We start from the raw sequence: 23,944 nt of genomic DNA, 5'->3' as shown, positions 1-23,944 counted from the left end.
TAGCTTGGTAAATAAGAGACACCGCTGTTAGTAAAAAAATAAACGAACAAGTAGGCTCTTTTCCCAAGAAGCTCCCACTTCAAGCGTTAAGAACCGTCAGGTTTAGCTAAGTGGCGAGTAGTTCACAAGGCATACTTTAGCTGACAAACGTTTAGCATTCTAACTAACATACTTTATGTTATAATTATGAAAGGGTATCCATAGAAAGGGGACCGAAAGTGAAGATTTATATTATTGGTGCATCTTTTGCGGGAGTAAGTTGTGGCGTTCATGCGAGAGAACTTTATCCTGATGCAGAAATTACTATCATTGAGAAAAACCCGATTGTGGGATTCTTGCCAGGTGGTTTACTGCTATACTTACAAAATAAATTTGAAAATTTAAACGATGCAGTATTTACTACAAAAAAACAATTAGAAGAGCAACGTATCAACGTAAAACTGTCAGAAACGTTGTTTGATTGTGATCCTGAAAAACATGAAATTACAACAAGTAAGAACACCTATCATTATGATAAATTGATTTTAGCGAATGGTTCCGAACAGAAGTCGCTGAATATTGGACTCGAAGATGACGATGAATGGGATCCTAGTTTTAAAAATTATGATTTATCGAATAAAATATTAGCACAAATCAAAAATGCTTCTACCATTGCTATTATTGGCGCTGGACAAGCTGGTATGGAAGCAGCGAGTACCTTTGTTGATTTAAATAAGACAGTTCATTTAATTGAAGCAATGGATTATCCGTTATTCAAATACTTTGATCCAGATTTTTTGAAGCCTTTTTTAGCGGCACTGAAAAAAACCCCCAATGTACACTTTCATTTCAATACGACTGTGACAGAAGTAACTAAAAATGAACAATATGAAATTTTGCTTGGTGAGCAAAAAATTGCCAGCGATCATGTCTTGACGACAGTGAATGTGCATCCGCAACTGGCGAAATTTACGAAAAAGTTTAAACTGCATAGTGATAACACGATTCAAATCAATGATTATTTAGAAACATCAGCCCAAGATGTTTTTGCTGTGGGAGATTTAATTCATAGTCCTGTGAGAATAAGAGAAGAAGGGGCCTATCTGCCGCAAATTAATCACGCCGTTCGCTCAGGAGTTGTGGCTGCGGAAAATCTATTACAAACACAAATGAAATTTAAAGGTGGTTTGCGCACAATTGGAACCAAAGTATTTGACTGGTATCTAGCTAGTACGGGATTAATCGAGGAAGAAGCATTTGTCTATTCAGGCGAAGTTGCGACGAAATCTTTTACACAAAATGCTTCATTAGTTGATAAAACACCGATCTATTGCAAAGCAGTCTTTGAAAAAGCTTCTAAAAAACTTTTGGGAATGCAACTATTATCGCAGACGAACTGTTTAGAAAAAATTAATACCGCTGCTTTAGCGATCGAAAATGAAGTAACGCTAGCTGAATTAATGCAAAATGATTATTTCTTCCAACCAGAATTTACCAACGTAATGGAGCCTTTAAATCGAATAAATATGGGAAGTGAAACTCGTCATGCGTTTTGAAGCGTTATTAGAAAAAAGAGAAGCTAAGCAAATTTATTTAATCAAACAGTTAATTATCGCTGGTGGACAAATGAACGTTCATGACGTACGTAGAATGTTGGACCTATCAAAAAAGTCAACGGATAATTATATTGAAGAACTGGTTGAAGCATTTGAGCCATTTAAAAATCGTTGTCAAATAAAATATGATGGAGCTCAAGTAACCTTTTCTAAAGCACCTGATTTTTCTTTAGAAGAGGTGGAAACAAATCTTTATTTAAGTACACCAAAGTACCAAATTTTATTATATTTATTAGAAGAAAAAGAAATTAATCCGGTTCGCTTATCACAAGAATTAAAAATCAGTGAATCCTCTTTGTCACGCAAAATAAAAGATTTAAATACAATACTAAAAGAATTTGAGCTGCGGATCTGGCAAGGGAAGATTATTGGAGAAGAAAGTCAAATTCGTTATTTTTATTTTCAATTGTTATGGTATCTAAAGCAAGGGTATGAGCAAAGTTCTTCTAGAGAATCACATATTATTGAAAGTCTTGAAAGAGGCTTGAATTTAAATTTTGTTCCAGTAGTTAAAAAGCGGATTCTTTTATGGCTGCGTATTACCAAAAAGCGAATTACAGTTCCTGATTCCCAGTTTAGCCAATTCAAAGAAAAGTTTGAACCTTATAAAAAAGACCCTTTATATTTGAAATTAGTTCCGATTATTCGTCGTTCTTTCAGTTTTTATGCTGTTGAAATTAAAGAAGAAGAGGCAATGCTACATTTCATATTTTTAATTGGCATGTCCGTTCTTTCGCAGGAAGATTTTCACGCTTATTCGTTGCAACGTTCACGTTTAACTCCCTCTGCTTGGTGTGACACAGTGATTTTAGAAACAATTTTAAGAATGTATGATCCTAGAAATATTCGTAAGGAGTTAGAAGCAACCTGCTATTATCATTTATCTCAGATACATATTCGACTTTACTTTTTTGTCGGAGACGTTGAAACTTATGACCGTGCAAATATTTGGCAATTAGAAGAAACGTTATCTACGCGTAACATCCAATCTTATGTTGAAAAGCTGCTGACGCTTTCTTGTAAAGAACTACAAATCGAACAAAATGAACAAAATAGTTTATTAGCAATGGCGGCGGTTAAGTATTTAAGCGTACTTACTATTGTTGATGTCAAAGTCAATCGAGAAGTTCATGTAGGAATTGCCTTACAGTTTGATGCGTTATTTAAGGAAGCTGCGACAAATATGCTAATGCTGCAATTGAAAAGTTTAAATGGGGTGGTGGTCGAACCTTTTGAAGCTGGGAAAAAATATGATTTGGTAATTACGAATACAGCGCTTGATTTGAATACCACGATTTATCGCATAACCGAACTTGGTTCAGCGTACGATTTAAAAGAAATAAAAAAATTGGTTCGTCAAGTATGACGTAAGCGTTGTCAGCATGAGATTTTGTCAGAAATTCCAAAAATCTGTAAAAAATTGGGAAAATAAACGGTTGGTTCCGCGGTAGGATGTAACTGTAAAGAAAACGTATACAAAAAGTATACACAAAAAGGAAAAGGAGAAATTTTATTATGACAGAACAAAAATATATTATGGCGATAGATGAAGGTACAACGAGTGCTAGAGCAATTTTATTTGATAAAAATGCAAACGAAATCGGTAGCTCACAAAAAGAATTTACCCAATACTTCCCCGATTCTGGTTGGGTTGAACATAATGCCAATGAAATTTGGAATGCTGTGCAAGCGGTTGTGGCCGGCGCGTTAATTGAATCAGGGATTCATCCTAGCGAAGTTGCCGGCATTGGAATTACCAACCAACGTGAAACAGCGGTTATTTGGGACAAAAATACTGGACTTCCGATTTACCATGCTGTTGTATGGCAATCACGTCAATCAGCTGATATTGCTGAACAATTAGTCAACGATGGCTACAAAGATTTTATTCATAAAAAAACCGGATTAGTGATCGATCCTTACTTTTCCGCAACCAAAATTCGTTGGATATTAGATCACGTGGAAGGCGCGCAAGAAAAAGCTGAAAATGGTGATTTACTATTTGGTACAATCGATACTTGGCTCGTTTGGAAACTGACCAGTGGAAATGTTCACGTAACGGATTATTCGAATGCCAGCCGTACGATGCTATATAATATTCACGATTTACAATGGGATAAAGAAATTCTAGATTTATTGAATATTCCAGAAGCAATGTTACCAGATGTTAAAAGTAACTCGGAAGTCTACGGCTACACTGAAACGTATCATTTCTTCGGTAGTGAAGTTCCAATTGCTGGTATGGCAGGGGACCAACAAGCAGCTTTATTTGGTCAAATGGCATTTGAACCTGGAATGGTGAAAAACACTTACGGCACTGGATCATTTATTGTTATGAACGTTGGGGAAAAACCTCAATTATCTGAAAATAATTTGCTGACGACCATAGGTTATGGGATTAATGGTAAAGTTTATTATGCTTTAGAAGGTAGCGTTTTTGTTTCTGGTTCTGCCATTCAATGGTTGCGTGACGCTATGAAAATGGTGGAAACGGCACCTAAATCAGAAGAAATGGCAAGAAAAGCGAGCGATGACGATTATGTTTATGTAGTCCCTGCATTTACTGGTTTAGGCGCTCCATACTGGGATTCAGAAGCACGTGGTGCCGTATTTGGTTTGACGCGTGCTACGACTAGAGAAGACTTTGTAAAAGCAACATTACAATCGATTGCTTACCAATCAAAAGATGTTATTGACTCAATGAACAAAGACTCAGATGTTGATATCCCACTTCTAAGAGTGGATGGTGCTGCTGCAAATAATGACTTTCTTATGCAATTTCAATCAGATATTTTAAACATTGAAGTAGAACGTGCTGCAAATCTTGAAACAACAGCTCTAGGGGCAGCTTACTTGGCTGGTTTAGCAGTTGGTTTCTGGAAAGATCTAGATGAGTTGAAAGAACTAAAAGAAGAAGGCAAAACGTTCAAACCAGAAATGACAGAGGAAAAACGTGATGATCTATATACAGGATGGCAAGAAGCCGTTGAAGCAACTCGAGTATTTAAACATCGTGCAAGGAAAGAAGGATAATTGATGGTCTTTTCATATAAGACAAGAAATGAAGAAATACAAAAAGTTCAAGATGAAGAACTAGACTTACTTGTAATTGGAGGAGGGATTACCGGAGCTGGCGTTGCTGTACAAGCCGCCGCTTCCGGTATGAAAACCGCATTAGTTGAAATGCAAGATTTTGCTGAAGGAACTTCTTCGCGATCAACAAAATTAGTCCATGGTGGTATTCGTTACTTAAAAACATTTGATGTGGAAGTTGTTAACGATACGGTAAAAGAACGTGCGAATGTACAACATATCGCACCGCATATTCCGAAACCAGACCCAATGCTTTTGCCTATTTATGATGAAGCTGGCGCAACATTTAACATGTTTTCAGCAAAGGTAGCAATGGACTTATATGATCGGTTGGCAGGCGTTACCGGCAAATTTGCTAACTATACCTTAAATAAGTCAGAAGTGTTAGAAAGAGAACCTCAATTAGAAAAAGAAGGTTTGCAAGGTGGCGGCGTTTACCTTGATTTTCGTAACAATGACTCTCGACTAGTGATTGAAAATATCAAAAAAGCGCATGAAGATGGTGCTCGAGTATTAAATAAAGTCAAAGTTGTTAAGATTACACATGATCAACAAGGTATGGTCAACGGCGCTGATGTTCAAGATGTCATTACCGGTATGACTTTCCATATCAATGCTAAAGTTGTGATCAATACTTCCGGTCCATGGACAGATGAAGTACGTGACTTAGATAAAAAAGATGATTTATCTGACCAAATGCGTCCTACAAAAGGTGTTCATTTAGTTGTGGATAAAGAAAAATTAAATGTTCCACAACCAACTTATTTTGATACAGGTGAAAACGATGGCCGTATGATTTTTGTTGTTCCCAGAGAGGACAAAACCTACTTTGGAACAACAGATACTGACTATCATGGTGATTTAAAACATCCAAAAGTTACACAAGAAGATGTCGACTACTTGTTAAGAATTGTTAACCGCCGTTATCCTGATGCTAAAATTAGTTTAGATGATATCGAAGCTAGTTGGGCAGGACTACGCCCATTAATCACTGCAAATGGCGGTTCTGATTATAATGGTGGTGGCGGCAGTGAAAAACTTTCTGATGAAAGTTTCAATAAAGTAGTAAACACCACAAAAGAATATTTAGAAGACAGTGCTAAAAGAGACGATGTCGAAAAAGCGATCCAAGAAGCAGATAGTGCACAGGATAGTGGGGAAGTTGATCCATCACAAATTTCTCGCGGAAGTAGCTTGGAAGAAGCTAGCGACGGTTTAGTTACTCTTTCAGGTGGTAAAATTACCGACTATCGTTTGATGGCAGAAGGTGCTTTAAAGAAAATTAATGAGAAGCTAGATAATCAATTTGACTTAATTGACTCTAAAGAATATCCAGTTTCTGGTGGAGATATTGATCCTGATAACGTTGATGAAGAAATTGAAAAATTAGCTAAACAGGCACAAGGTAAAGGATTAAATGAAAAAGACGCTCTTTACTTGGCAAATCTTTATGGATCAAGTTTACCAACAGTATTGACTTATGATGAACCAATCAAAGGGTTAAGCCAACGTGATAGTTTTTCATTAAATTATGCGTTAAATGAGGAACTTGTGTTAACTCCGGTTGACTACTTCTTACGACGCACAAACTTTATCTTATTTATTCGCGATGAGTTAGACGCTTTAGAACAACCAGTGCTTGACAAAATGGCTGAATTTTATCAATGGAGCGATGAAGAAAAAGCCAATTATCAAAAAGAATTAGCTGAAGTAGTGGCAGAATCGGATTTGAAAGAGTTGAAGGAGGACTAATACCGTGAGTGATAGTTTACAAATATTTAGTGAATTTTTAGGGACAGCTGTACTTGTTTTACTAGGTGACGGCGTTGTTGCTGGTGTTAATTTAAAAAAGAGTAAAGCAGAAGGTGCAGGTTGGATCGCTGTTACTGTAGGATGGGGCATGGGCTTAGCCATGGCGATTTATATTTCTGGTTTTATGGGACCCGCCCATTTAAACCCAGCCGTAACACTTGCTTTTGCAGCTATGGGTGATTTCTCTGCTGGTTTAGTTGTACCATTTATTATTGCACAAATCTTAGGTGGTATTGTTGGAGCAGCTCTTGTATGGTTGGCATACATGCCATTATGGAGTGAAACAGATGACAAAGATGGTATTTTAGGTTCATTTGCCACTGCACCGGCTGTACGTAACTTAACAGCTAATACTGTAACTGAAATTATAGGCACTTTTATTTTAGTTATGGGCTTACTTAGCTTAGGAGAAAATTCTATTTCTGATGGGTTTAACCCGCTTCTTGTAGGACTTTTGGTACTTTCTATCGGCCTATCCCTTGGTGGACCTACAGGTTATGCGATTAACCCAGCCCGTGACTTAGGGCCTAGAATCGCTCACCAAATCTTACCAATTGCCAATAAAGGAACTTCTGATTGGTCTTATTCATGGGTACCAATCGTTGGTCCTATCGTTGGAGGACTTGTAGCAGCTGGCGTATTTAGTCTTATTCCATTTTAAATAAAAAATCCTCTATCTAGGACATTAAAGAATCTTAGATAGAGGATTTTTTTGCGAAAAATTAGCTAGAAGAGCTTTCAAGATGTAAAATTGTAATTTGCACCGAGTTTATTAGTTTTAAAAATCAAACCAAATTTTCAGGTAAGAATAATAGTAAAAAGACCTTTATGAAGTAGTTTTATGCTTAATTCCTTGTAGTAGCCATTTTTTTTGAAAGTGGAAGTCATGAACTAACTCTTCCGTACTCCAATTATTGACAATGCAATCAGTAAGAGCGTTCATCACTAAATTCATTATGAAATATAAGAAACTAAGAGCTTCATCATAAGAGTCCATAACAAAATGGTTGTGTTTAAGCAAATCTAACCATTGAGAAAACATGGGCGAGTCTGGTGACAATTTCTTTCGTTGAGTCATTTGTGAATGACTACTTTGAGTAAGTAATTGAAGCATTTGCCAATATCGATCATTTCGGTCTAATTCACTGCAAAATATCAGAAAATTTTCGATACCTAAGAAAAAGTCTTGTTTATGCTGACTGATAGAAGATAAGATGTCTCCATGGATTTTCATAGCATATTTATGAATAAGATAGAAGTAGGCATCTTCTAAATCTTGGAAATATTTATAGAAAGCACCACGAGACATCTGCATCGCCTCAACGATTTCTGAAACTTTCACTTGACTAATATGCCGATTATAAAATTTTTCCAATAAAATCTGTTCAATATGCTGTTTTTTTTCCTGTGACAAATTAAGGAAGGTTTCTTTAGGCATTTACTTGTCTCCTTTAGTGATCTTTATTTATAGTATACTCGTGCTTACTTTTTTTGTCACTATAGAAAAACAGCTCAACTTTTATCCATTTTAAGTAATTGACCATCTTTCATTTGGTAGTTTCGATCGCTCCAATGAGTCATTCGTTCATCGTGAGTTACCATGATTGTAGCTTTCTGTTTTTCATGTGCTTCTTTTACTAATAACTTAACTACTTCATAAGCATGTTCTGTATCTAAACTTGCCGTGGGCTCGTCTGCTAGGATCAAACTTGGGTTATTAAATAAGGCGCGCGCGATAGCCACACGTTGTCGTTCACCACCAGACAAATCACGAGGGTAGCTATTTTTTAAAGAAGTAATGTCCAAAGATTCTAATAGGTCGTTTATTTGTCCATTAGAAGCTTTACGTTTATCGACCTTATCAACTAGCATAAATTGTTCTTTGACTTTTAAAAAAGGAATTAAGTTAGAACTTTGTAAAATAAAACCAATTTCTTTAAAACGTAAATCAGAGCGCTTTTTTTCTGATAAGTTAGAAAAGGAAGTGCCGTTAATTAAAATGTCTCCAGAACTTGGACTTTGCAGGCCTCCAGAAATAGTCAAAAATGTGCTTTTTCCTGAGCCAGAAGGACCGATAATACTTATGAATTCTCCTTTTTTAGCTGTAAAATTTATATCTTTTAATGCGGCCACTTCTGTATGACCAGAACCAAATTTTTTCAAAATATTGTCCATGACTAATATATTTTCCATAATTATCCTCCTATAGCAGTAATGGGATCAACTTTAGCGATGGTTCGTATTGAGAATAACCCACCAATAATAGCGACAGAAACTAAAACAAAACTATAAAGTAACCACTGAGACCAGATAATGGCAAAAGGCATCGCAGTGGGTAAGACCAAACTTGTAAGGTAGGCAAGTAGCATAGCAATTCCAGTTCCCAATATTCCTACTAAAAAGGATTGAGCAATGAGCGATTTTGCTATGAACCAGTTTCGGATGCCTTGAGCTTTCATTACACCAAAAATCGAGGTCTTTTGGAGGGTAATAACATACATGAATATTCCTATAACTGCTGCAGCTGTTACGAATAAGAAATAGATCATAGCATCTAATGTGAGGTTTTGAGCTGAATACCCAGGAATATTTTCAATCAATTCGGGAGTCGTCAAGAGATCTAAACCTTCTTCATTTTCTACTTGAGTCACTTTTTCTTCTGTAGCAATGGCGTTGATTGGTTTTTCCTCATCAGAAGCAAATGGTTGATCGCCAAATTTCAATGATGTCCAAGTTTCCAAATCTGTATAAACCACAGGACTTACGGTATAGTAAGATTCGGGGAAAATACCAGTAATGGTTAAATCTTCTTCGTATTGACCAATATTAATTTTATCGCCGATTTGATAGCCTGTATCTGCTAGATTTTGTGAGATGATAATATCATTTTTATTTTTGAAGTTTTCACCTTGAGTAAGTTCAGGCAATAAAAAGGCTTGTTTGCTACTACCAAAAACTGTGATGTCTTGTTGGGTGCCTTTAATTGCTCCGCTGTATAAACCGACAGGAGCTTTAGTAGAACTTTGTACATCATCAATGTCGCTCCTTGTTAACTGGGAAGCAGCAAGGGTCTTATTCGCTTCATCAGATAGAACAATTTCTTCAGCTTGCCAATCTTCTACACTTTTTTTAAATTCTTCTGCTAGACCTCTTGCTAGTCCAGATAACATAAAGACAACATAAGCAATTAAAATCATCATTCCGATAATCAATCCAAAACGCAATTTGGAATAATGCATTTCTTTTAATGCTAAAAACATGTCTATAACCTCCTAGATAAATTTTTATTCAGTTAAAGTGACAAAATGTCACTAACTCAATATACAACAAAAGTGACAAAATGTCACTAGCGGATTAAAAATTTTTCTAAATTAAATTTTAGACATAAAAAAAGAAGCTACCATTTTTGGTAACTTCTTTTGAATTGAATTAAGCTTTAATCAATTTTCAGCAACATTGCGTTAATAGCTACGATAATTGTACTTAGTGACATCACGATTGCACCAACTGCAGGACTTAAGATTATACCGATAGGAGCAAGAACACCAGCTGCTAGTGGAATAGCTACAATGTTGTAGCCAGCACCCCACCAAATATTTTGTACCATTTTACGTTGTGTACGTTTAGCTAACGTTAGGAAGTGCATGATATCAGATGGATCGCTTTTGACTAAAATGACATCTGCTGAATCAATTGCGACATCTGTACCAGCACCAATAGCAACACCAATGTCGGCACGCGCCAGACTAGGTGCATCGTTGACACCATCGCCGACCATCATAACAACTTGATCATTATCACGATAATCTTTTACGATTTCTTCTTTATCTTCGGGCATTAATTCTGCATGAATATCGGTAATACCTAATTCTTTTGCAACAGATTGTGCAACTTGTTTGTTATCACCTGTCAGCATAACTGGTTCAATATTTTGATCTTTCAGTGATTGAATCATAGACTTAGCAGCAGGCTTGATTTGATCCCCTTGAGCAACTAAACCAATATTTTTTTCATCAATTAATAAGAAGCTGACGGAGTTTCCTTTGCTTGATAGTTTATCAAAAAGTTCTTGATCGTAGCTGATAGATTGCTTATTCAAATAAGAAACACTAGCTATTTTAATGTCTTTTCCTTCAACTGTTCCTTCTAATCCAACGCCAGGTAAATTATCAACATCAGAAGCTTCCGGAATATCTAATGATAATTCTTCCGCTTTATTTAAAATTCCGACAGCCAGTGGATGGCTAGAATTTTGTTCTAGAGCAGAAATATAAGATAATACTTGTTCTGCGTTATAGTCTTCATTAAAAGAACGATAATCATTTACTGCAAAATTACCTTCTGTTAATGTTCCTGTTTTATCCATTAAAATGACGTCAACTTTTTTAGCTGTTTCAAGTGCTTGACGATTTTGTAATAATAGGCCATTTTTAGCACCTAAGGAAGTTGAACGTGCAATAACTAGAGGAATCGCAAGTCCTAAAGCATGCGGACAAGCAATGATTAGAACCGTGACCATACGTTCAAAAGCAGTACTTAAATCTGAGGCAATTAACCAACCGATAAACGCTAAAATCCCAGCAGTTAAAGCAATGTAGAATAACCATTTAGCGACTTTGTCAGATAATGATTCAGCTCTTGATTTTTCATTCTGCGCATTTTCGACAAGAGTCATAACCTGGGAAAGATACCCTGATTCACCAGTACCTGTTACTTCCACCGTAATTGTACCTGAGCCATTAACAGAGCCGCCGATAACTTTATCTTTTTGTTCTTTTTCTACATCTTTAGCTTCACCGGTAACCATGGCTTCGTTCACGCTGGTAGAACCTTTTAATACTGTACCGTCAGTTGGAATTTTTTCGCCGGCTTTGATTAAAACATGTTGACCTTCTTGTACTTCTTGTAAAGAAATATCTTTTGTATCGCCATTTTCATCCACAATATGTGCGGTATTAGGTAGCAATTGCGCCATTTGCTCTAGTGCATTACCAGCGTTACTTACGGCATTCATTTCCACCCAATGGCCTAATAGCATAATGACAATCAATGTAGCTAGTTCCCAAAAAAAGTCCATGACATGATCAGCTTGCGGTACAAAATGGTTCATGACAAAGGCGTACAAACTGTAAATATAAGCAACGGTAATCCCTAGAGAAATTAAGGTCATCATTGCCGGCTCTTTGGAAGACAGTTCCATTTTTGCTCCTTGTAGAAAAGGCATGCCGCCATAAAAGAACAAAATGGTCGCCAGAATCAATACAACCCATTCAGAACCAGGAAATTGGAATTGAAAGGGCAGATCCAACCCCATCATCGGTGACATTAAAATAATCGGAATAGTCAAAATCAGTGAGATAAAGAATTTCGGTTTTAAATTTCCCATATGCATGGAATGATCCATCCCTGAATGACCGCCGTGTTGGTGATCGTGTTCCATTGATGAATGATCCATATGTTGTTGATGTTCATGCGTTGTACTCATTACGACTCCTCCTTATTTGTGTATTACATATTCAGTGTAGCATAATTGTTTACGCGTGTAAACGAAAACGAATGTCTTAAGAAGGAATTTGTTACGAGAGTCCATCTAAACCACCCGCACCACCGTTATGACCACCAATCAGGTGGCTACGAGCAATACTGCGCGCGCCTTCTAGTTTACTTGTCGCATAAACAATTGAAGTAAATCCATATTTTGCGCGAATTTTATCAATGACTTTGTCTAAGCGCTCTTCGTTTAAATGGGTATTCATATCTTCAAATAAATCCAATTCTCGAGCTTGTGTGTAAGTCAATTTAGAGTAGGTGATTCCAAGGTGTCGAATTGCTTGTCCTTTATAATATTTACGAAATAAACGCAGGCAATGTGCCTTCAATTCTTTGCTGGTGTTGGTTGCCGGTATTTTCATTTGATGAGAGAAACCACCATCGACCTCACCATACGCGGCACCAATATAAAGATGTACACACGAAGTCAAACAACCATGTCGGCGTATACGGGCAGCAACTTGTTCTGCTAATTCGCCAATCACAATCTCAATTTCACGTTGGTCCGTATAATTCTTGGGTAATACTTGACTATTGCCATAGGATTTTTCCTTGACCACAGGCGGCGTTTCCGCCAAAATTGTCCGGTCAACTCCATTGGCATGGTGATAGAGCTGTTCGCCGATGATACCAAAACGATAATAAAGTAAATCAACATCAGAATTTGCTAATTGCTCGATAGTATTAATACCAATTTTAAATAATTGTTTTTTTGTCCGAGAGCCAATCCCCCAAAATTCAGTCATAGGGTCAACTTGCCAAACTTTACTTTCGATATCCTGATAAGTCCATTCAGCTATATAGCCGCTAGCTTTTTGATGTTTGGCGTCTGTATCTAGTGCAAGTTTGCTTAATAAAGGATTGTCACCGATGCCTACAGTAAGGATTAATCCAGTTTTTTCATAAATTTCCTTTTGAATTTTTCTCGCCATTAACCAGCGTTTTTCTTTCCGTGACAAATTTGGATTAGGAAAAAATAAATTTAACGAGTGCGTGACATCCAAGATTGATTCATCAATTGAATAGACCAACAAATCTTTTGCTGCAACGTAGGTTTTAAATAGCTGGTTTAATTCTACATTTTCTTGGATATATAAACTCATCCGAGGTGGCACTTGTTTTAACAAAGGATGATCAGGTAAATTATCTATCCGCGAAACATTAGAAATTCCCAGCTGCTCTTTGGCCTTAGGAGAGGCAGCCAAAATCAAACCATTTCCAGTATTATCAGCGTGGCTAGCGACCACAAGCAATGTTTCTAAAGGGTCCCATCCATGATAAATACATTCCACCGTAGCATAAAAACTTTTTACATCGATAAATAAAATATCACGCAACGGCTCCTTTTTATAATCGAAATAAACCAAAACCATCACCAACTTTCACTTTTTATTATACGAACAAACGTTCCTGTTTGTAAAGGGGAACTTGTTGCTAACTGGAAAGTTGAATGAAGAGGTATTATTTATTCAAGCACTGGATAATCAAGAAAAGCAAAAGATTACTCATTCAGTTTTTGAGCAAGCAAAAACGAATAGTATTTCTTTTTCAGTCGCTAAAATCACAGCAACCACTAGTAAATTGGCTGGTTTGATAAAAAAAATAGATCATTTCATAACAAAATTGGTAACGTTTTATTTTGCTATAATGCTTAGTCATGGTACACTAAAATTGTAGTATATAATTTTTGTAGGAGGGAAACATATATGGCAAAAATTGGAAGAGAATTATTAGAACGTTTGTCAGATGAAGGGGTACAAGGGCCATTTGTTACGATTATGATGAACACGAATGTGTCTCCTCAAGGCGTTGAAAAAGATCAGCTGAAGATCAAAAACTTCATGAAAGAAGCAAAAAAACGTTTTGATAAACGTTACTCAGAGCAAGACTGGGCACCATTCCAAGAAAAATTTGATAATTTATTAAATGATAAAGCATTTTTCCGTGATGCAACGAAAAGTGTTGCCATTATTTTGACTGCTGAAGAAACTTATATCCATCGCTTAAGTATTACTGTTGATGATCAATATTATGTAGGGGACACTCCTTACTTACTTGCGATCATCAAGAACGCACAATTTAATTATCGTTACTATTTGATGGTATTAAACCGGAGCTCGATGAGTTTATATTTCATGAGTAATAAAAAACTCTCCAAGGTTGAATTGCCAAGCGACGCTCCCACTGATTTAGAAACAGCTCTAGGCAGCGAACTTACTGGTGGCGGCACTGACTTTCGTGCTGGTTTAGGTTATCACAGTGGTAATCCTAAAGATGAAGAAGTCGAAATCGACTGGAATAACTACTATCAAGCAATTGATAACTTTTTAAGCAATGAACTTGAAAATGAGGAAAAAGTACCGCTTTATCTTTTTGCTCTTTCCGAAAACCAAACGACATTTAAGAAAAACGCAAAGTATAATCATTATGACCCTAGTATAGCGATTACTCGTTCACCGGCTCAACTTTCTATGCAAGAAATAGAAGAGGAAACTGGACCGATTACCGAAGAGTTGTCAAAAAGAGAAGTGGAAAGCTATCAAAAATTGATTAATCGGAAAAACTTCGATCAAGTTGCTGATATTAAACAAGCAGCTGAAGCAGGGCGAGTGGATCAATTCTTTATCGCTACATCTAATTTACAAGAAAACTTCGGCGAAGATCCTGAAGCTGAATACGATTGGCGCCAAGTACTCAATACTATTTCTCGCGATGTATTACGTAATAGCGGGGATGTATTTGTACTAGAACAAGAAGATGCGCCGGGCAAAAAAAGTCTATTTGCTACATTAAGATATTAATGGTTTACTCGTTTAAAAATAACAGCTTCTTACTGTAAGAGTAAGGGGCTGTTATTTTTTGCTGAGTAATAAATAAAGTGGACTTTATTAGTAGCTATAAGAAAAAATATTTTCTTCAAAAAAGGCTAGGTATTTTTTTTATTATGTGTTATACTACGTATGTAGTTTTTGTTACGTAATTTATGGTAGCTTGTTTCATCTAAGAACATCTTCCAAATATTCACTTAACAAGGATTTGCAAAATATGTGTTTATACACAAGGAGGATTTTTTTACATGGAAACAGGAACAGTTAAATGGTTTAACGCAGAAAAAGGCTACGGCTTTATTACAGGTGAAGACGGAAACGATGTATTCGTTCACTTTTCAGCTATCCAAGAAGAAGGCTTCAAGACTTTAGAAGAAGGTCAAGCTGTAAACTTCGATATCGAAGAAGGCCAACGCGGACCACAAGCTACTAACGTAGTTAAAGCTTAATTTAAAAAATCAAGCACTAAACGGGGCATTTATTGCTCCGTTTTTTATTTTGCTTAAAAAACATTTGTGTTTTAATTAGAAATGAATAAACAATATAGCCATTAGATATAAATAATATTTGGGAAAAGAAAGGAAGTCTGGCTTTATACTTCTCTTCGCAATAAAAGAGCATGGCAATTTTCAAACTGTTTTTAAGCGGTGATTGTTGATTTCGTTGATTGGTTTTTCGATGGTTCTGTATTATAATGCAAGGAGCAAAGAAAAGGTGAAAAACGATGAATACCACTTATGCAATCGTAGATATCGAAACGACAGGGACGGATCCTAAAACTGACCGCATCATCCAATTTGGTTGCGTATTAGTTGAAAATGATGAAATTGTCAGTCGTTTTGCAGCAGATATTAATCCGATTAAGCCAATTTCAAATCAGATCCAGCATTTGACTCATATTTCAAATAAGCGCGTCAAAAAAGCGCCTTATTTTGAAGATGTCGCTGAAACAATCTATAACTTATTAGCAGATACCATATTTGTGGCTCATAACATTCATTTTGATTATAATTTTTTAAATTATGAGTTGACACGTTGTGGCATGCCAGAGTTGAATATTCCCGGTATCGATACGGTCGAGTTAGCGCAAATTTTTTTGCCTACACAAGTCAGCTTCCGTTTAAACGATCTGGCTGAAAGCTTAGGTTTGCAGCATGAAACACCGCATCAAGCAGATAGCGATGCCGAAGTGACAGCGGACTTACTATTATATATTAAAGCTACTATGCAGCAATTGCCGCTGGTAACGCTGGAAAAAATTTCCCAGTTAAGCGAAGTGACTAGTAAACAGACTCAGTTGTTTATCAAGCAGGTCACGACAGAAATGCAAGAAAAGCTGGAACCTTTGCCATCTACACTAGAAGTAATTGATGGTATTGCGCTGCGCAAAAAAGAAGTCCCGTTGTTTGAAGAAAACTATTATAATCATCATTATCCTAAAAGTAAAAAGGAAAAGGTCAAGCTTTATCAAGACAAACTGATGTATCGTAAAGAGCAAAGTCAGTTAATGAATATGGTTTTCCGTCATTTTACAGAAGACGATGAGAAAGACTTATTGATTGAAGCTTCGACTGGAATGGGCAAAACGATCGGCTATTTATTGCCGGCAGCTTTTTTAGCAATACCTGAAAATCCGATGGTTATCAGTACCGTTTCTATTTTGTTGCAGCATCAGTTGATTGATCAAGATATTCCATTACTAAATACCTTGATTGATCAGCCGTTGCATGCGACTGTGGTTAAAAGTAAAAGTCATTATATCGACTTACAGCGTTTCAAAGCAACCTTAGATGCACCTATTCAGCAAAAACAATACGCTCTCTATCAGATGGGGATTTTAGTATGGCTGACGCAAACAACAACCGGAGACTTGGATGAATTGAACTTGATTCGTTTGGATCACTTGTTGTTCCAAGAAATTACGCATCGAGGGATTACTTATTTATCAGATCAACAGCCGTTTTACCAAGAAGACTTCTTACGTCATTTGCAAAAGCGTATGACCCAAAGTAATGTTTTGATTGTCAATCATGCTTTTTTGGCACAAGAAACTCAGCGGGTCCAACCGCTGCTGCCAAAAAGCCGCTACTTAATTATCGATGAGGCCCACCATCTGCCAGAAACGATGGAAAAGGTTTCTAAGCATTACCTTGATACGCCAACTTTTCAACGTAAAGTGAATCAATTTTATGAAGAGAACCAACTGTTTGATCAAATAGAAATGATGCTTACAGAGGATGCTGAAAGTTTGCGGCTGTTACGTTTATATCAAGAAGAACTACAAGCAATTATTGAATGCCAAGAAGATCTTTTTGTCGAGTGGTTTGAAGAGTGGCCCACGCAAGAAGAAATTATTTTGCAAGCGGAGCAGCGACAAGATTTGTCGCTAGCCTGCGAGAAAATTATTCAGCGATTGCTATTGTATTATCAAGAGCTGCTCTCTATTCAAGCTCAATTAAACGAATATATGAATAAGATCAGCGATGCTTGGTTAGATCGCCAACGTATTTATTTCGGCGAATTTTTGACTTTTTATGAGGAAATGAAAACTCAAGCCGCTTTTATGACTGATTGGCTGACAAATTGGTCTTCTCATTATGTTCACTGGTTGTATTTATATGGCAATAAAAAAACTGCACGTATTCAGCTAATTGACTTTCATGCGGCTATTTTACCTAATACTGCTTGGTATGATCGTTATGAAAAAATTATCTATCTAGGTGGCACCTTGAAGGTCCCTAAAAATAGAAATTATTATGCTAAAAAATTAGGGATCCCGGAAGCTCCGTTAAAAGTGATCCCGCAAACTTATGATTATGCTAGGCAAGCCAAGCTTTTAATTGCTAGTGATCATGTCAATGTTAATGAATTAAGTAGTGATGATTACGCGGATTATTTAGCCAAAAACTTAACGATACTTTTGGAAGATATTGAGCAGTCAGCTTTGGTCTTGTTCACTTCCCATGAAATATTACAAAAAGTTTATAAGAAAATTCATCAGCATTTTTTAAGTAAAGGTAGAGAAATCCTGGCGCAAGGAATGGGTGGCAGCAAAGAAAAACTACTCAAACGGTTCATTCAATCCAAGCAAGCTATTTTATTTGGCGCTGATAGCTTTTGGGAAGGGGTCGATCTGCCAGGGGATGCTCTACAGTTATTAATTGTGACGCGCTTGCCTTTTGAAAATCCTAAGCGCCCGCTGATTCAAGCTAGGAACTATTATTTGAAAGAACAAAATGTCAGTCCTTTTTCGCAAGAAAGTTTACCTAGAGCTGCGCTAAAATTACGCCAAGGGTTAGGGCGTTTGATTCGTTCGGAAAATGATAAAGGTCTGATGATCCTATTTGATCGACGTTTAGTTACTAAAAGTTACGGAGAACGTTTAGAAAAAGCTTTGCCTAAGGAACTGCCGATTCAAGAAGCGACGATTGACGAAATGAAAAAAATTATTCAAGAATTTTTAGAAAACCAATAATTTCGAATAAAAAGGTACAGTTTCCATAAAACTTTTTGTATAATGGAAATTAGTTAAAAGAAAGGGTGCGTGTAAAAGTGCCGGATAACGAAAAAAGAGAAAAACAGAAAGTCACTGCCTTATTTGTCATCAGCATGGTTTTACTTTTCATTATCTTCTTTTCTATTATCTTTTACATTCGTGCTTCACGTCCAATGCGACAAGCTAAGCAAGAAGCAGTCGAAATTGCTGAAGAATATGCGAACATCGATACTGTTGATGATTTTTATTGGTTTACGCGGGATGAAACATATTTTACAGTAATGGGAAAAGATGAAAATGATCGAGATTTAGCTGTAATTATTCCTCAATCAGGGAATAAAGTAACAGTTGAACAACAAGATGAAGGACTGACCGAGCAAGAGGCAAGACAAGCAGTACTACAAGAACATGAAAATGAAACAGTTGAAAAAACAAGTTTAGGTATGGTGGATGACACACCCGTTTGGGAAGTCGTTACAACCGATGATAATGGCGATAGCGAAGGCAGCAATTATTATTTACTACAATTTGAAGATGGGGAAGAAGTCAACAGCCTTCGCGATATCTAACTTGTAAAGTAGAAAGGGATGTATGCAAATGAAATTTTCAAAACGATCCGATAATTTAGAGCCTTCTGTTACTTTAGGCGCATCAGAAAAGGCGAAAAAATTAAAGGCCCAAGGCGCGGATGTCTTAAGTCTAACTGTTGGGGAGCCGGATTTTACTACACCTTCTCATATTCAAGAAGCGGCTATTGAAGCGATCCGTTCCGGCAAAACAAGTTTTTATACTCCTACAGCTGGTATACCGCAATTAAGACAAGCCATTGTCGCTTACTTAAAAAAATACTACGGCTTGACCTATGATACATCAGAAACAATGGTAACAGACGGGGCGAAATTTGCACTTTACACCCTATTTCAAGCAATTTTGGATGAAGGCGATGAGGTCATTATTCCTGTTCCTTATTGGGTAAGTTATGGCGAACAAGTCAAATTAGCAGCAGGGACGCCAATTTTTGTTGAAGGAAAAGAAGAAAATCAATTTAAAGTGACAGCTGAGCAGTTGGAAGCAGTCACCAATGAACATACCAAAGCACTGATTTTAAATTCACCTTCGAACCCGACTGGTATGATTTATAGTAAAGAAGAGCTTGAAAAAATTGGAGAGTGGGCAGTCCAACATGATGTTCTGATTGTTTCCGATGATATTTACGGTCGGTTAGTCTATGAGGACAATGAATTTACGCCAATTGCCACTCTTTCAGAAAAAATTCGGCGTCAAACCTTGATCGTTAATGGTGTTTCTAAGTCCTATTCGATGACTGGTTGGCGGATCGGATTTGTTGCAGGTGATCAAAAACTGATTAAAGCTATGTCAGACATCGCTTCACAATCAACTAGTAATTCAGCAGCCGTTAGTCAATATGCAGCAGCTGAAGCACTGAATGGACCACAGGATTCTGTTGAAGAAATGCGCAAGGCGTTTGAAGAACGCATGAAACGTATTTACCCGCTGTTATTAGAAATTCCTGGATTTAAATTGCAAAAGCCACAAGGAGCTTTTTACTTCTTTCCTAATGTGAAAGAAACAATGGAACTATGTGGTTATGAGGATGTAATAGAATTTTGCGATGCATTATTAAACGAAGCCCATGTAGCCACTGTAACTGGACAAGGATTTGGAGCTGATGAAAATATCCGGATCAGTTATGCTACGGATATCAGAACACTAGAAGAAATGGTGAAACGCATCAAAGAATTCGTGGAGAAAAAAAGTCAAAAATAAGAACAGATTTAAAAGCAGTCTATAGAATGGAGAGACACAAGTGGAAAAAATTCAAATTATCGATGCCAAAAAGCATGTAGGAGAAGTTGTAAAAATCGGAGCTTGGGTGGCTAATAAACGCTCCAGCGGCAAGATTGCCTTTTTACAACTACGTGATGGTACAGCTTATTTCCAAGGAGTTGTGGTAAAAAATGATGTTTCAGAAGAAATATTTCATTTAGCTAAAGAATTACCACAAGAAACCTCAATCTGGGTTACTGGGGAAATTCGTGAAGATAGTCGCTCAAAATTTGGCTATGAACTTGGTGTACAAGAGATTGAAGTTGTCGGTGAAAGCCACGATTACCCAATAACGCCAAAAGAACATGGCACAGAATTTCTAATGGACCACCGTCATTTATGGTTACGGTCTTCTAAACAACATGCTATTATGCAGGTTCGTAACGAAGTTATTCGAGCAACTTATGAATTTTTCAATGCTAGGCATTTTACAAAAGTTGACCCGCCCATTTTGACTGGTTCTGCACCAGAAGGAACAACAGATTTATTCGAAACGAACTATTTTGACCAAAAAGCTTATTTATCTCAATCAGGACAACTTTATATGGAAGCTGCCGCAATGGCTTTTGGAAAAGTTTTTTCCTTTGGGCCAACTTTTCGGGCAGAAAAATCTAAAACTCGTCGTCATTTGATTGAGTTTTGGATGATGGAACCAGAAATGGCTTTTATGCATCAAGAAGAAAGCTTACAAATCCAAGAAGAGTATGTTGCCTTTTTAGTACAAAACTTGTTAGATCATTGTGATTATGCACTGCATGTTTTAGACCGCGATCGTACTGTATTAGAAAAATATACAAAATTACCTTATCCGCGTATTTCTTATGACGATGCAGTAGCAATGTTACAAGAAAATGGCTTTGATGATATTGAGTGGGGCGAAGATTTTGGCTCACCGCATGAAACCTTCATTGCCAATTCATTTGATCAGCCCGTATTTATTTTGAATTATCCAAAAGATATCAAGCCTTTTTATATGAAACCTCATCCAACCAGAGAAGATATCGTGATCTGTGCTGATTTGATTGCACCAGAAGGATACGGTGAAATCATTGGGGGTTCTGAACGGGCAACTGATTATAACTATTTGCTAGAACAAATTAGAAATTATGGACTAGATGAAGAGGAATACTCTTGGTATTTAGATCTACGCAAATATGGAACTGTGCCTCATACAGGATTTGGGCTTGGTCTAGAAAGAACAGTGACTTGGTTGGCCGGCATTGAACACGTACGTGAAGCAATTCCGTTTCCACGTTTGCTTAATCGGATTTATCCATAAAAAGAACGAGCAACTTTTAAAAGTTGCTCGTTCTTTTTATGAAATGGTATATGTAATATTTGAAGAAGCACAGTGTTAACTCTGTTATAATTGTAATGAGTAAAGTGAATTGGTCTATATGTATTAAAAAAATTAAGGAGTTTAAAAAAATTTTAATGAAAAATACTTGTATGTTTAACTTATACGTGTTATGTATATAGTATAGTAACGGTTTCAGTAATTTTAAATAGGGGGCTAAATTCAATGAATCAAGTAGACGATATACAAGTTGGTAAACGTTATAGGGTACAGCCAAGTCATTTTCATCGTACATTTATTGGAAATGTAAAAAGTGTGGATGGATCGACAATCGTATTTGAAATAGAAAATTTTGAACTTTGCGATGAAGGCAAAGTTGACGATAGTCGTTTAATTACTGTGGACACTGTGGATGTGAAGTACCCAATGGATAGCAGTTATTTCTTTAGTTGAAAAATAGGATAAACTAGACCTTTCTTCTTGTAATATAGCAGAAAGGTTTTTTTATGCTTACATAGAGAGGTGCTTTGAGCAGCTTGAACACAAAAAATACAGTTTTTTGTGATATAATAACAAAAATAGAAATAATTATTAAAATGTAAAGGAAGATTTACATGAGAAATTTTTTTGCTAATCATAGAAACCAGCTATTTATTTCTTTGATAGCTATTTTTATTGCTTCGATCTTGTTACAGTGGGTGCAAATTAGTAATAAAAATTTGTATTTGGGGTATGATTGGATTTTTCACTATAATCGTTTTTATGACGCTGCACAACAAATTCGAGAAGGAAATTTCCAATATTTCATTTCAATGTACGGGTTTTCTCAGTCTGGACGGATTATTAATGCGCTATATGGTCCGATGTTTGCTTACCTTAATGGTTTATTTTTGCTTATTTGCCGTTCGTGGTTTAGTTATCAGCTATTTTCGAATTTTCTAATCACATTTTTATCCGCTGTCAGTATGTTTACCCTTCTTGTAAAAAATAAAATAAGAACCCCAATTTCCTTAATGTTTGCTATTATGTATACATCTTTTTATGTAATCCAATCTTGGTCATTTAACCAGTCATTTGGGAACTGGGGCGCCTTTATTTTGCCCTTAGTTGTTCTGGCAGCGTCGAAATTTTTATATAAAGAATATCAGAAAAAAGATTTGGCTTTCTTAGCTTTTGTTATGACATTGGCAATTCAAGTTCATGTTTTAACGGCACTTTTTTCTGTTATCATTTTAATTCCCTTTTTTATTGTTGGTCTTATTTATTCAAAAAATAGAAAAATACTTTTTAAATACACGCTCATTGCAGCATTGGCTACGCTATTTATGACTGCTAACGTTTGGTATCCACTATTGGAAATAAACACTGAAAACCAATTGATGCGACCTGCAGTTGTTTGGGAAATGGAAAATAATGCTGTTAGGTTAGATTTAGTTAAACCTTATAAAGATTTTTCTTTAGTTGTTTGTCTATTATTTGTTGGTCAATTTTTAATAGTTCTTTATAGAAAAATGACTACACTCAATCGTTTAACAACTGTTATAGCTTTTATGTTATTTGCTTTGTCATCAAGAGTATTTCCGTGGAACGATATAGTAAACAGGTTCCCTAGTATTTCAATTATACAGTTTCCTGGACGTTTGCTACTGCCGGCTATAGTGTTAATTATTCTAGCGTTAGGTCTTTCAATTGAATCAATTGTTACAAGTGGGAGAGGACAATTAGATAAACGTATCGTTGTGTATCCAGTTTTATTTTTAGCGCTTTTCGGAGCAGTTAGAGACCATATAGACTATTCAAATGAACAGCAAAAAGTTTGGGAGAGTGATGAGCTATTTTCTTCAACGAAAAATGTAATTTTTAAAACACAAGACTATCAAACTTTGAAAAATAGTTTTAAGTCAAAAGATTTAGCAACCCCTTTGCGTTTGATTGAAAAAAGAAATTCAGATTATTTGCCTGTAGCTGATAAAGCACTTGCTTATGATGAGGACTTCCATCCTTACGGTAAACAAAAGCGGGCCATTATCGAAAATCCAGTGAATGAAAGCTTATCTAAAAAGGTAAAAAACCATCAATTAGTTGTTTCCTGGCATTCCGATGGAAAAGAAACGTTGTTGCCCTTGATTATTTATAAGCGTACTAATGTTACCGTCAATGGAGTAGAGTTAAATAATGCACAAATAAAAACGAATGAGATTGGCGCATTGTTAGTCCAACCTCAAAAAGGAAATAATACGGTAAAAATTACTTATAAAACTTCCTTTGTATTTTACTATATGTTTTTCATTTCATCATTGTCTTGGTTACTTTTTATCCTATGGCAAATTATAAGAACAAGGAAATAATTATCGAATAGGTTGCAATTAGTTATTTTTGTTATTATACTGTCTAAGTTAAGTAGAAAATTATATTTGAAAAGAGT

At 36.3% G+C, this 23,944-nt stretch carries 19 protein-coding genes; 14 read left to right on the top strand and 5 right to left on the bottom strand.

The window, feature by feature from the left end; translation table 11 throughout:
- The first annotated feature begins 218 nt into the window (after positions 1–218).
- From C7K43_RS04470 to C7K43_RS04450, 5 genes are all read left to right on the top strand, one after another.
- Positions 219–1,535: an NAD(P)/FAD-dependent oxidoreductase gene (locus C7K43_RS04470; RefSeq protein ID WP_124005767.1), complete on the top strand. Its 1,317-nt coding sequence runs from the start codon at positions 219–221 to the stop codon at positions 1,533–1,535.
- On the top strand, positions 1,525–2,961 hold the full coding sequence (locus tag C7K43_RS04465) for an AcpB/EbpR/MafR family transcriptional regulator (RefSeq protein WP_124005766.1): 1,437 nt from the start codon (positions 1,525–1,527) through the stop codon (positions 2,959–2,961). The genes C7K43_RS04470 and C7K43_RS04465 overlap by 11 nt, the downstream gene beginning before the upstream one ends.
- Before the next feature lie 149 nt (positions 2,962–3,110).
- A complete protein-coding gene (gene glpK, locus C7K43_RS04460) occupies positions 3,111–4,628 on the top strand; it encodes a glycerol kinase GlpK (RefSeq protein ID WP_124005765.1) in 1,518 nt (505 codons plus the stop codon).
- Between the two features lie 3 nt (positions 4,629–4,631).
- The gene (gene glpO, locus C7K43_RS04455) at positions 4,632–6,440 is read left to right on the top strand and encodes a type 1 glycerol-3-phosphate oxidase (protein ID WP_124005764.1); all 1,809 of its coding nucleotides are present in this window, start codon (positions 4,632–4,634) and stop codon (positions 6,438–6,440) included.
- 4 nt (positions 6,441–6,444) lie between these two features.
- A complete protein-coding gene (locus C7K43_RS04450) occupies positions 6,445–7,161 on the top strand; it encodes an MIP/aquaporin family protein (protein WP_124005763.1) in 717 nt (238 codons plus the stop codon).
- 165 nt (positions 7,162–7,326) lie between these two features.
- Here the strand turns inward: C7K43_RS04450 and C7K43_RS04445 are convergent, their stop codons facing one another.
- The 5 genes from C7K43_RS04445 to C7K43_RS04425 all read right to left on the bottom strand — a co-directional run bounded on the left by C7K43_RS04445 (position 7,327) and on the right by C7K43_RS04425 (position 13,423).
- Positions 7,327–7,938 carry a TetR/AcrR family transcriptional regulator gene (locus tag C7K43_RS04445; protein WP_124005762.1) on the bottom strand — a complete coding sequence of 204 codons (612 nt, stop codon included), beginning with the start codon at positions 7,936–7,938 and terminating at the stop codon, positions 7,327–7,329.
- 74 nt (positions 7,939–8,012) lie between these two features.
- A complete protein-coding gene (locus C7K43_RS04440) occupies positions 8,013–8,693 on the bottom strand; it encodes an ABC transporter ATP-binding protein (protein ID WP_124005761.1) in 681 nt (226 codons plus the stop codon).
- Positions 8,694–8,695: 2 nt separating this feature from the next.
- Entirely contained in the window at positions 8,696–9,760 is a 1,065-nt protein-coding gene (locus C7K43_RS04435) for an ABC transporter permease (RefSeq protein ID WP_124005760.1), read from the bottom strand.
- Between the two features lie 176 nt (positions 9,761–9,936).
- The gene (locus tag C7K43_RS04430) at positions 9,937–11,985 is read right to left on the bottom strand and encodes a heavy metal translocating P-type ATPase (protein WP_124005759.1); all 2,049 of its coding nucleotides are present in this window, start codon (positions 11,983–11,985) and stop codon (positions 9,937–9,939) included.
- A 91-nt stretch (positions 11,986–12,076) separates the two neighbouring features.
- The gene (locus C7K43_RS04425; protein ID WP_124007241.1) at positions 12,077–13,423 is read right to left on the bottom strand and encodes a Y-family DNA polymerase; all 1,347 of its coding nucleotides are present in this window, start codon (positions 13,421–13,423) and stop codon (positions 12,077–12,079) included.
- 58 nt (positions 13,424–13,481) lie between these two features.
- Here C7K43_RS04425 and C7K43_RS04420 point away from each other — a divergent pair, with 58 nt between their 5' ends.
- The 9 genes from C7K43_RS04420 to C7K43_RS04380 all read left to right on the top strand — a co-directional run bounded on the left by C7K43_RS04420 (position 13,482) and on the right by C7K43_RS04380 (position 23,867).
- The gene (locus C7K43_RS04420) at positions 13,482–13,727 is read left to right on the top strand and encodes a hypothetical protein (protein ID WP_124005758.1); all 246 of its coding nucleotides are present in this window, start codon (positions 13,482–13,484) and stop codon (positions 13,725–13,727) included.
- Between the two features lie 29 nt (positions 13,728–13,756).
- Entirely contained in the window at positions 13,757–14,851 is a 1,095-nt protein-coding gene (locus tag C7K43_RS04415; RefSeq protein ID WP_124005757.1) for a baeRF6 domain-containing protein, read from the top strand.
- Between the two features lie 275 nt (positions 14,852–15,126).
- Entirely contained in the window at positions 15,127–15,327 is a 201-nt protein-coding gene (locus C7K43_RS04410) for a cold-shock protein (protein WP_124005756.1), read from the top strand.
- Between the two features lie 275 nt (positions 15,328–15,602).
- The gene (locus C7K43_RS04405; protein ID WP_124005755.1) at positions 15,603–18,353 is read left to right on the top strand and encodes a helicase C-terminal domain-containing protein; all 2,751 of its coding nucleotides are present in this window, start codon (positions 15,603–15,605) and stop codon (positions 18,351–18,353) included.
- A gap of 77 nt (positions 18,354–18,430) precedes the next feature.
- Positions 18,431–18,943, top strand: a complete 513-nt coding sequence (locus tag C7K43_RS04400; RefSeq protein ID WP_124005754.1) for a cell wall elongation regulator TseB-like domain-containing protein — start codon at positions 18,431–18,433, stop codon at positions 18,941–18,943.
- Positions 18,944–18,971: 28 nt separating this feature from the next.
- On the top strand, positions 18,972–20,162 hold the full coding sequence (locus C7K43_RS04395; protein ID WP_124005753.1) for a pyridoxal phosphate-dependent aminotransferase: 1,191 nt from the start codon (positions 18,972–18,974) through the stop codon (positions 20,160–20,162).
- Between the two features lie 40 nt (positions 20,163–20,202).
- The gene (asnS, locus tag C7K43_RS04390; RefSeq protein ID WP_124005752.1) at positions 20,203–21,501 is read left to right on the top strand and encodes an asparagine--tRNA ligase; all 1,299 of its coding nucleotides are present in this window, start codon (positions 20,203–20,205) and stop codon (positions 21,499–21,501) included.
- A 243-nt stretch (positions 21,502–21,744) separates the two neighbouring features.
- Positions 21,745–21,972 (top strand): hypothetical protein, encoded by a 228-nt coding sequence (locus C7K43_RS04385; RefSeq protein ID WP_124005751.1) that lies wholly within the window; start codon positions 21,745–21,747, stop codon positions 21,970–21,972.
- 161 nt (positions 21,973–22,133) lie between these two features.
- A complete protein-coding gene (locus tag C7K43_RS04380) occupies positions 22,134–23,867 on the top strand; it encodes a hypothetical protein (RefSeq protein ID WP_124005750.1) in 1,734 nt (577 codons plus the stop codon).
- Positions 23,868–23,944: the final 77 nt, after the last annotated feature.

It is taken from the genome of Tetragenococcus koreensis (assembly GCF_003795145.1).
Taxonomy (GTDB): domain Bacteria; phylum Bacillota; class Bacilli; order Lactobacillales; family Enterococcaceae; genus Tetragenococcus; species Tetragenococcus koreensis.
The sequence above is the reverse complement of the archived record's forward strand: the minus strand, read 5'-3'. Positions and strand labels throughout refer to the sequence as shown.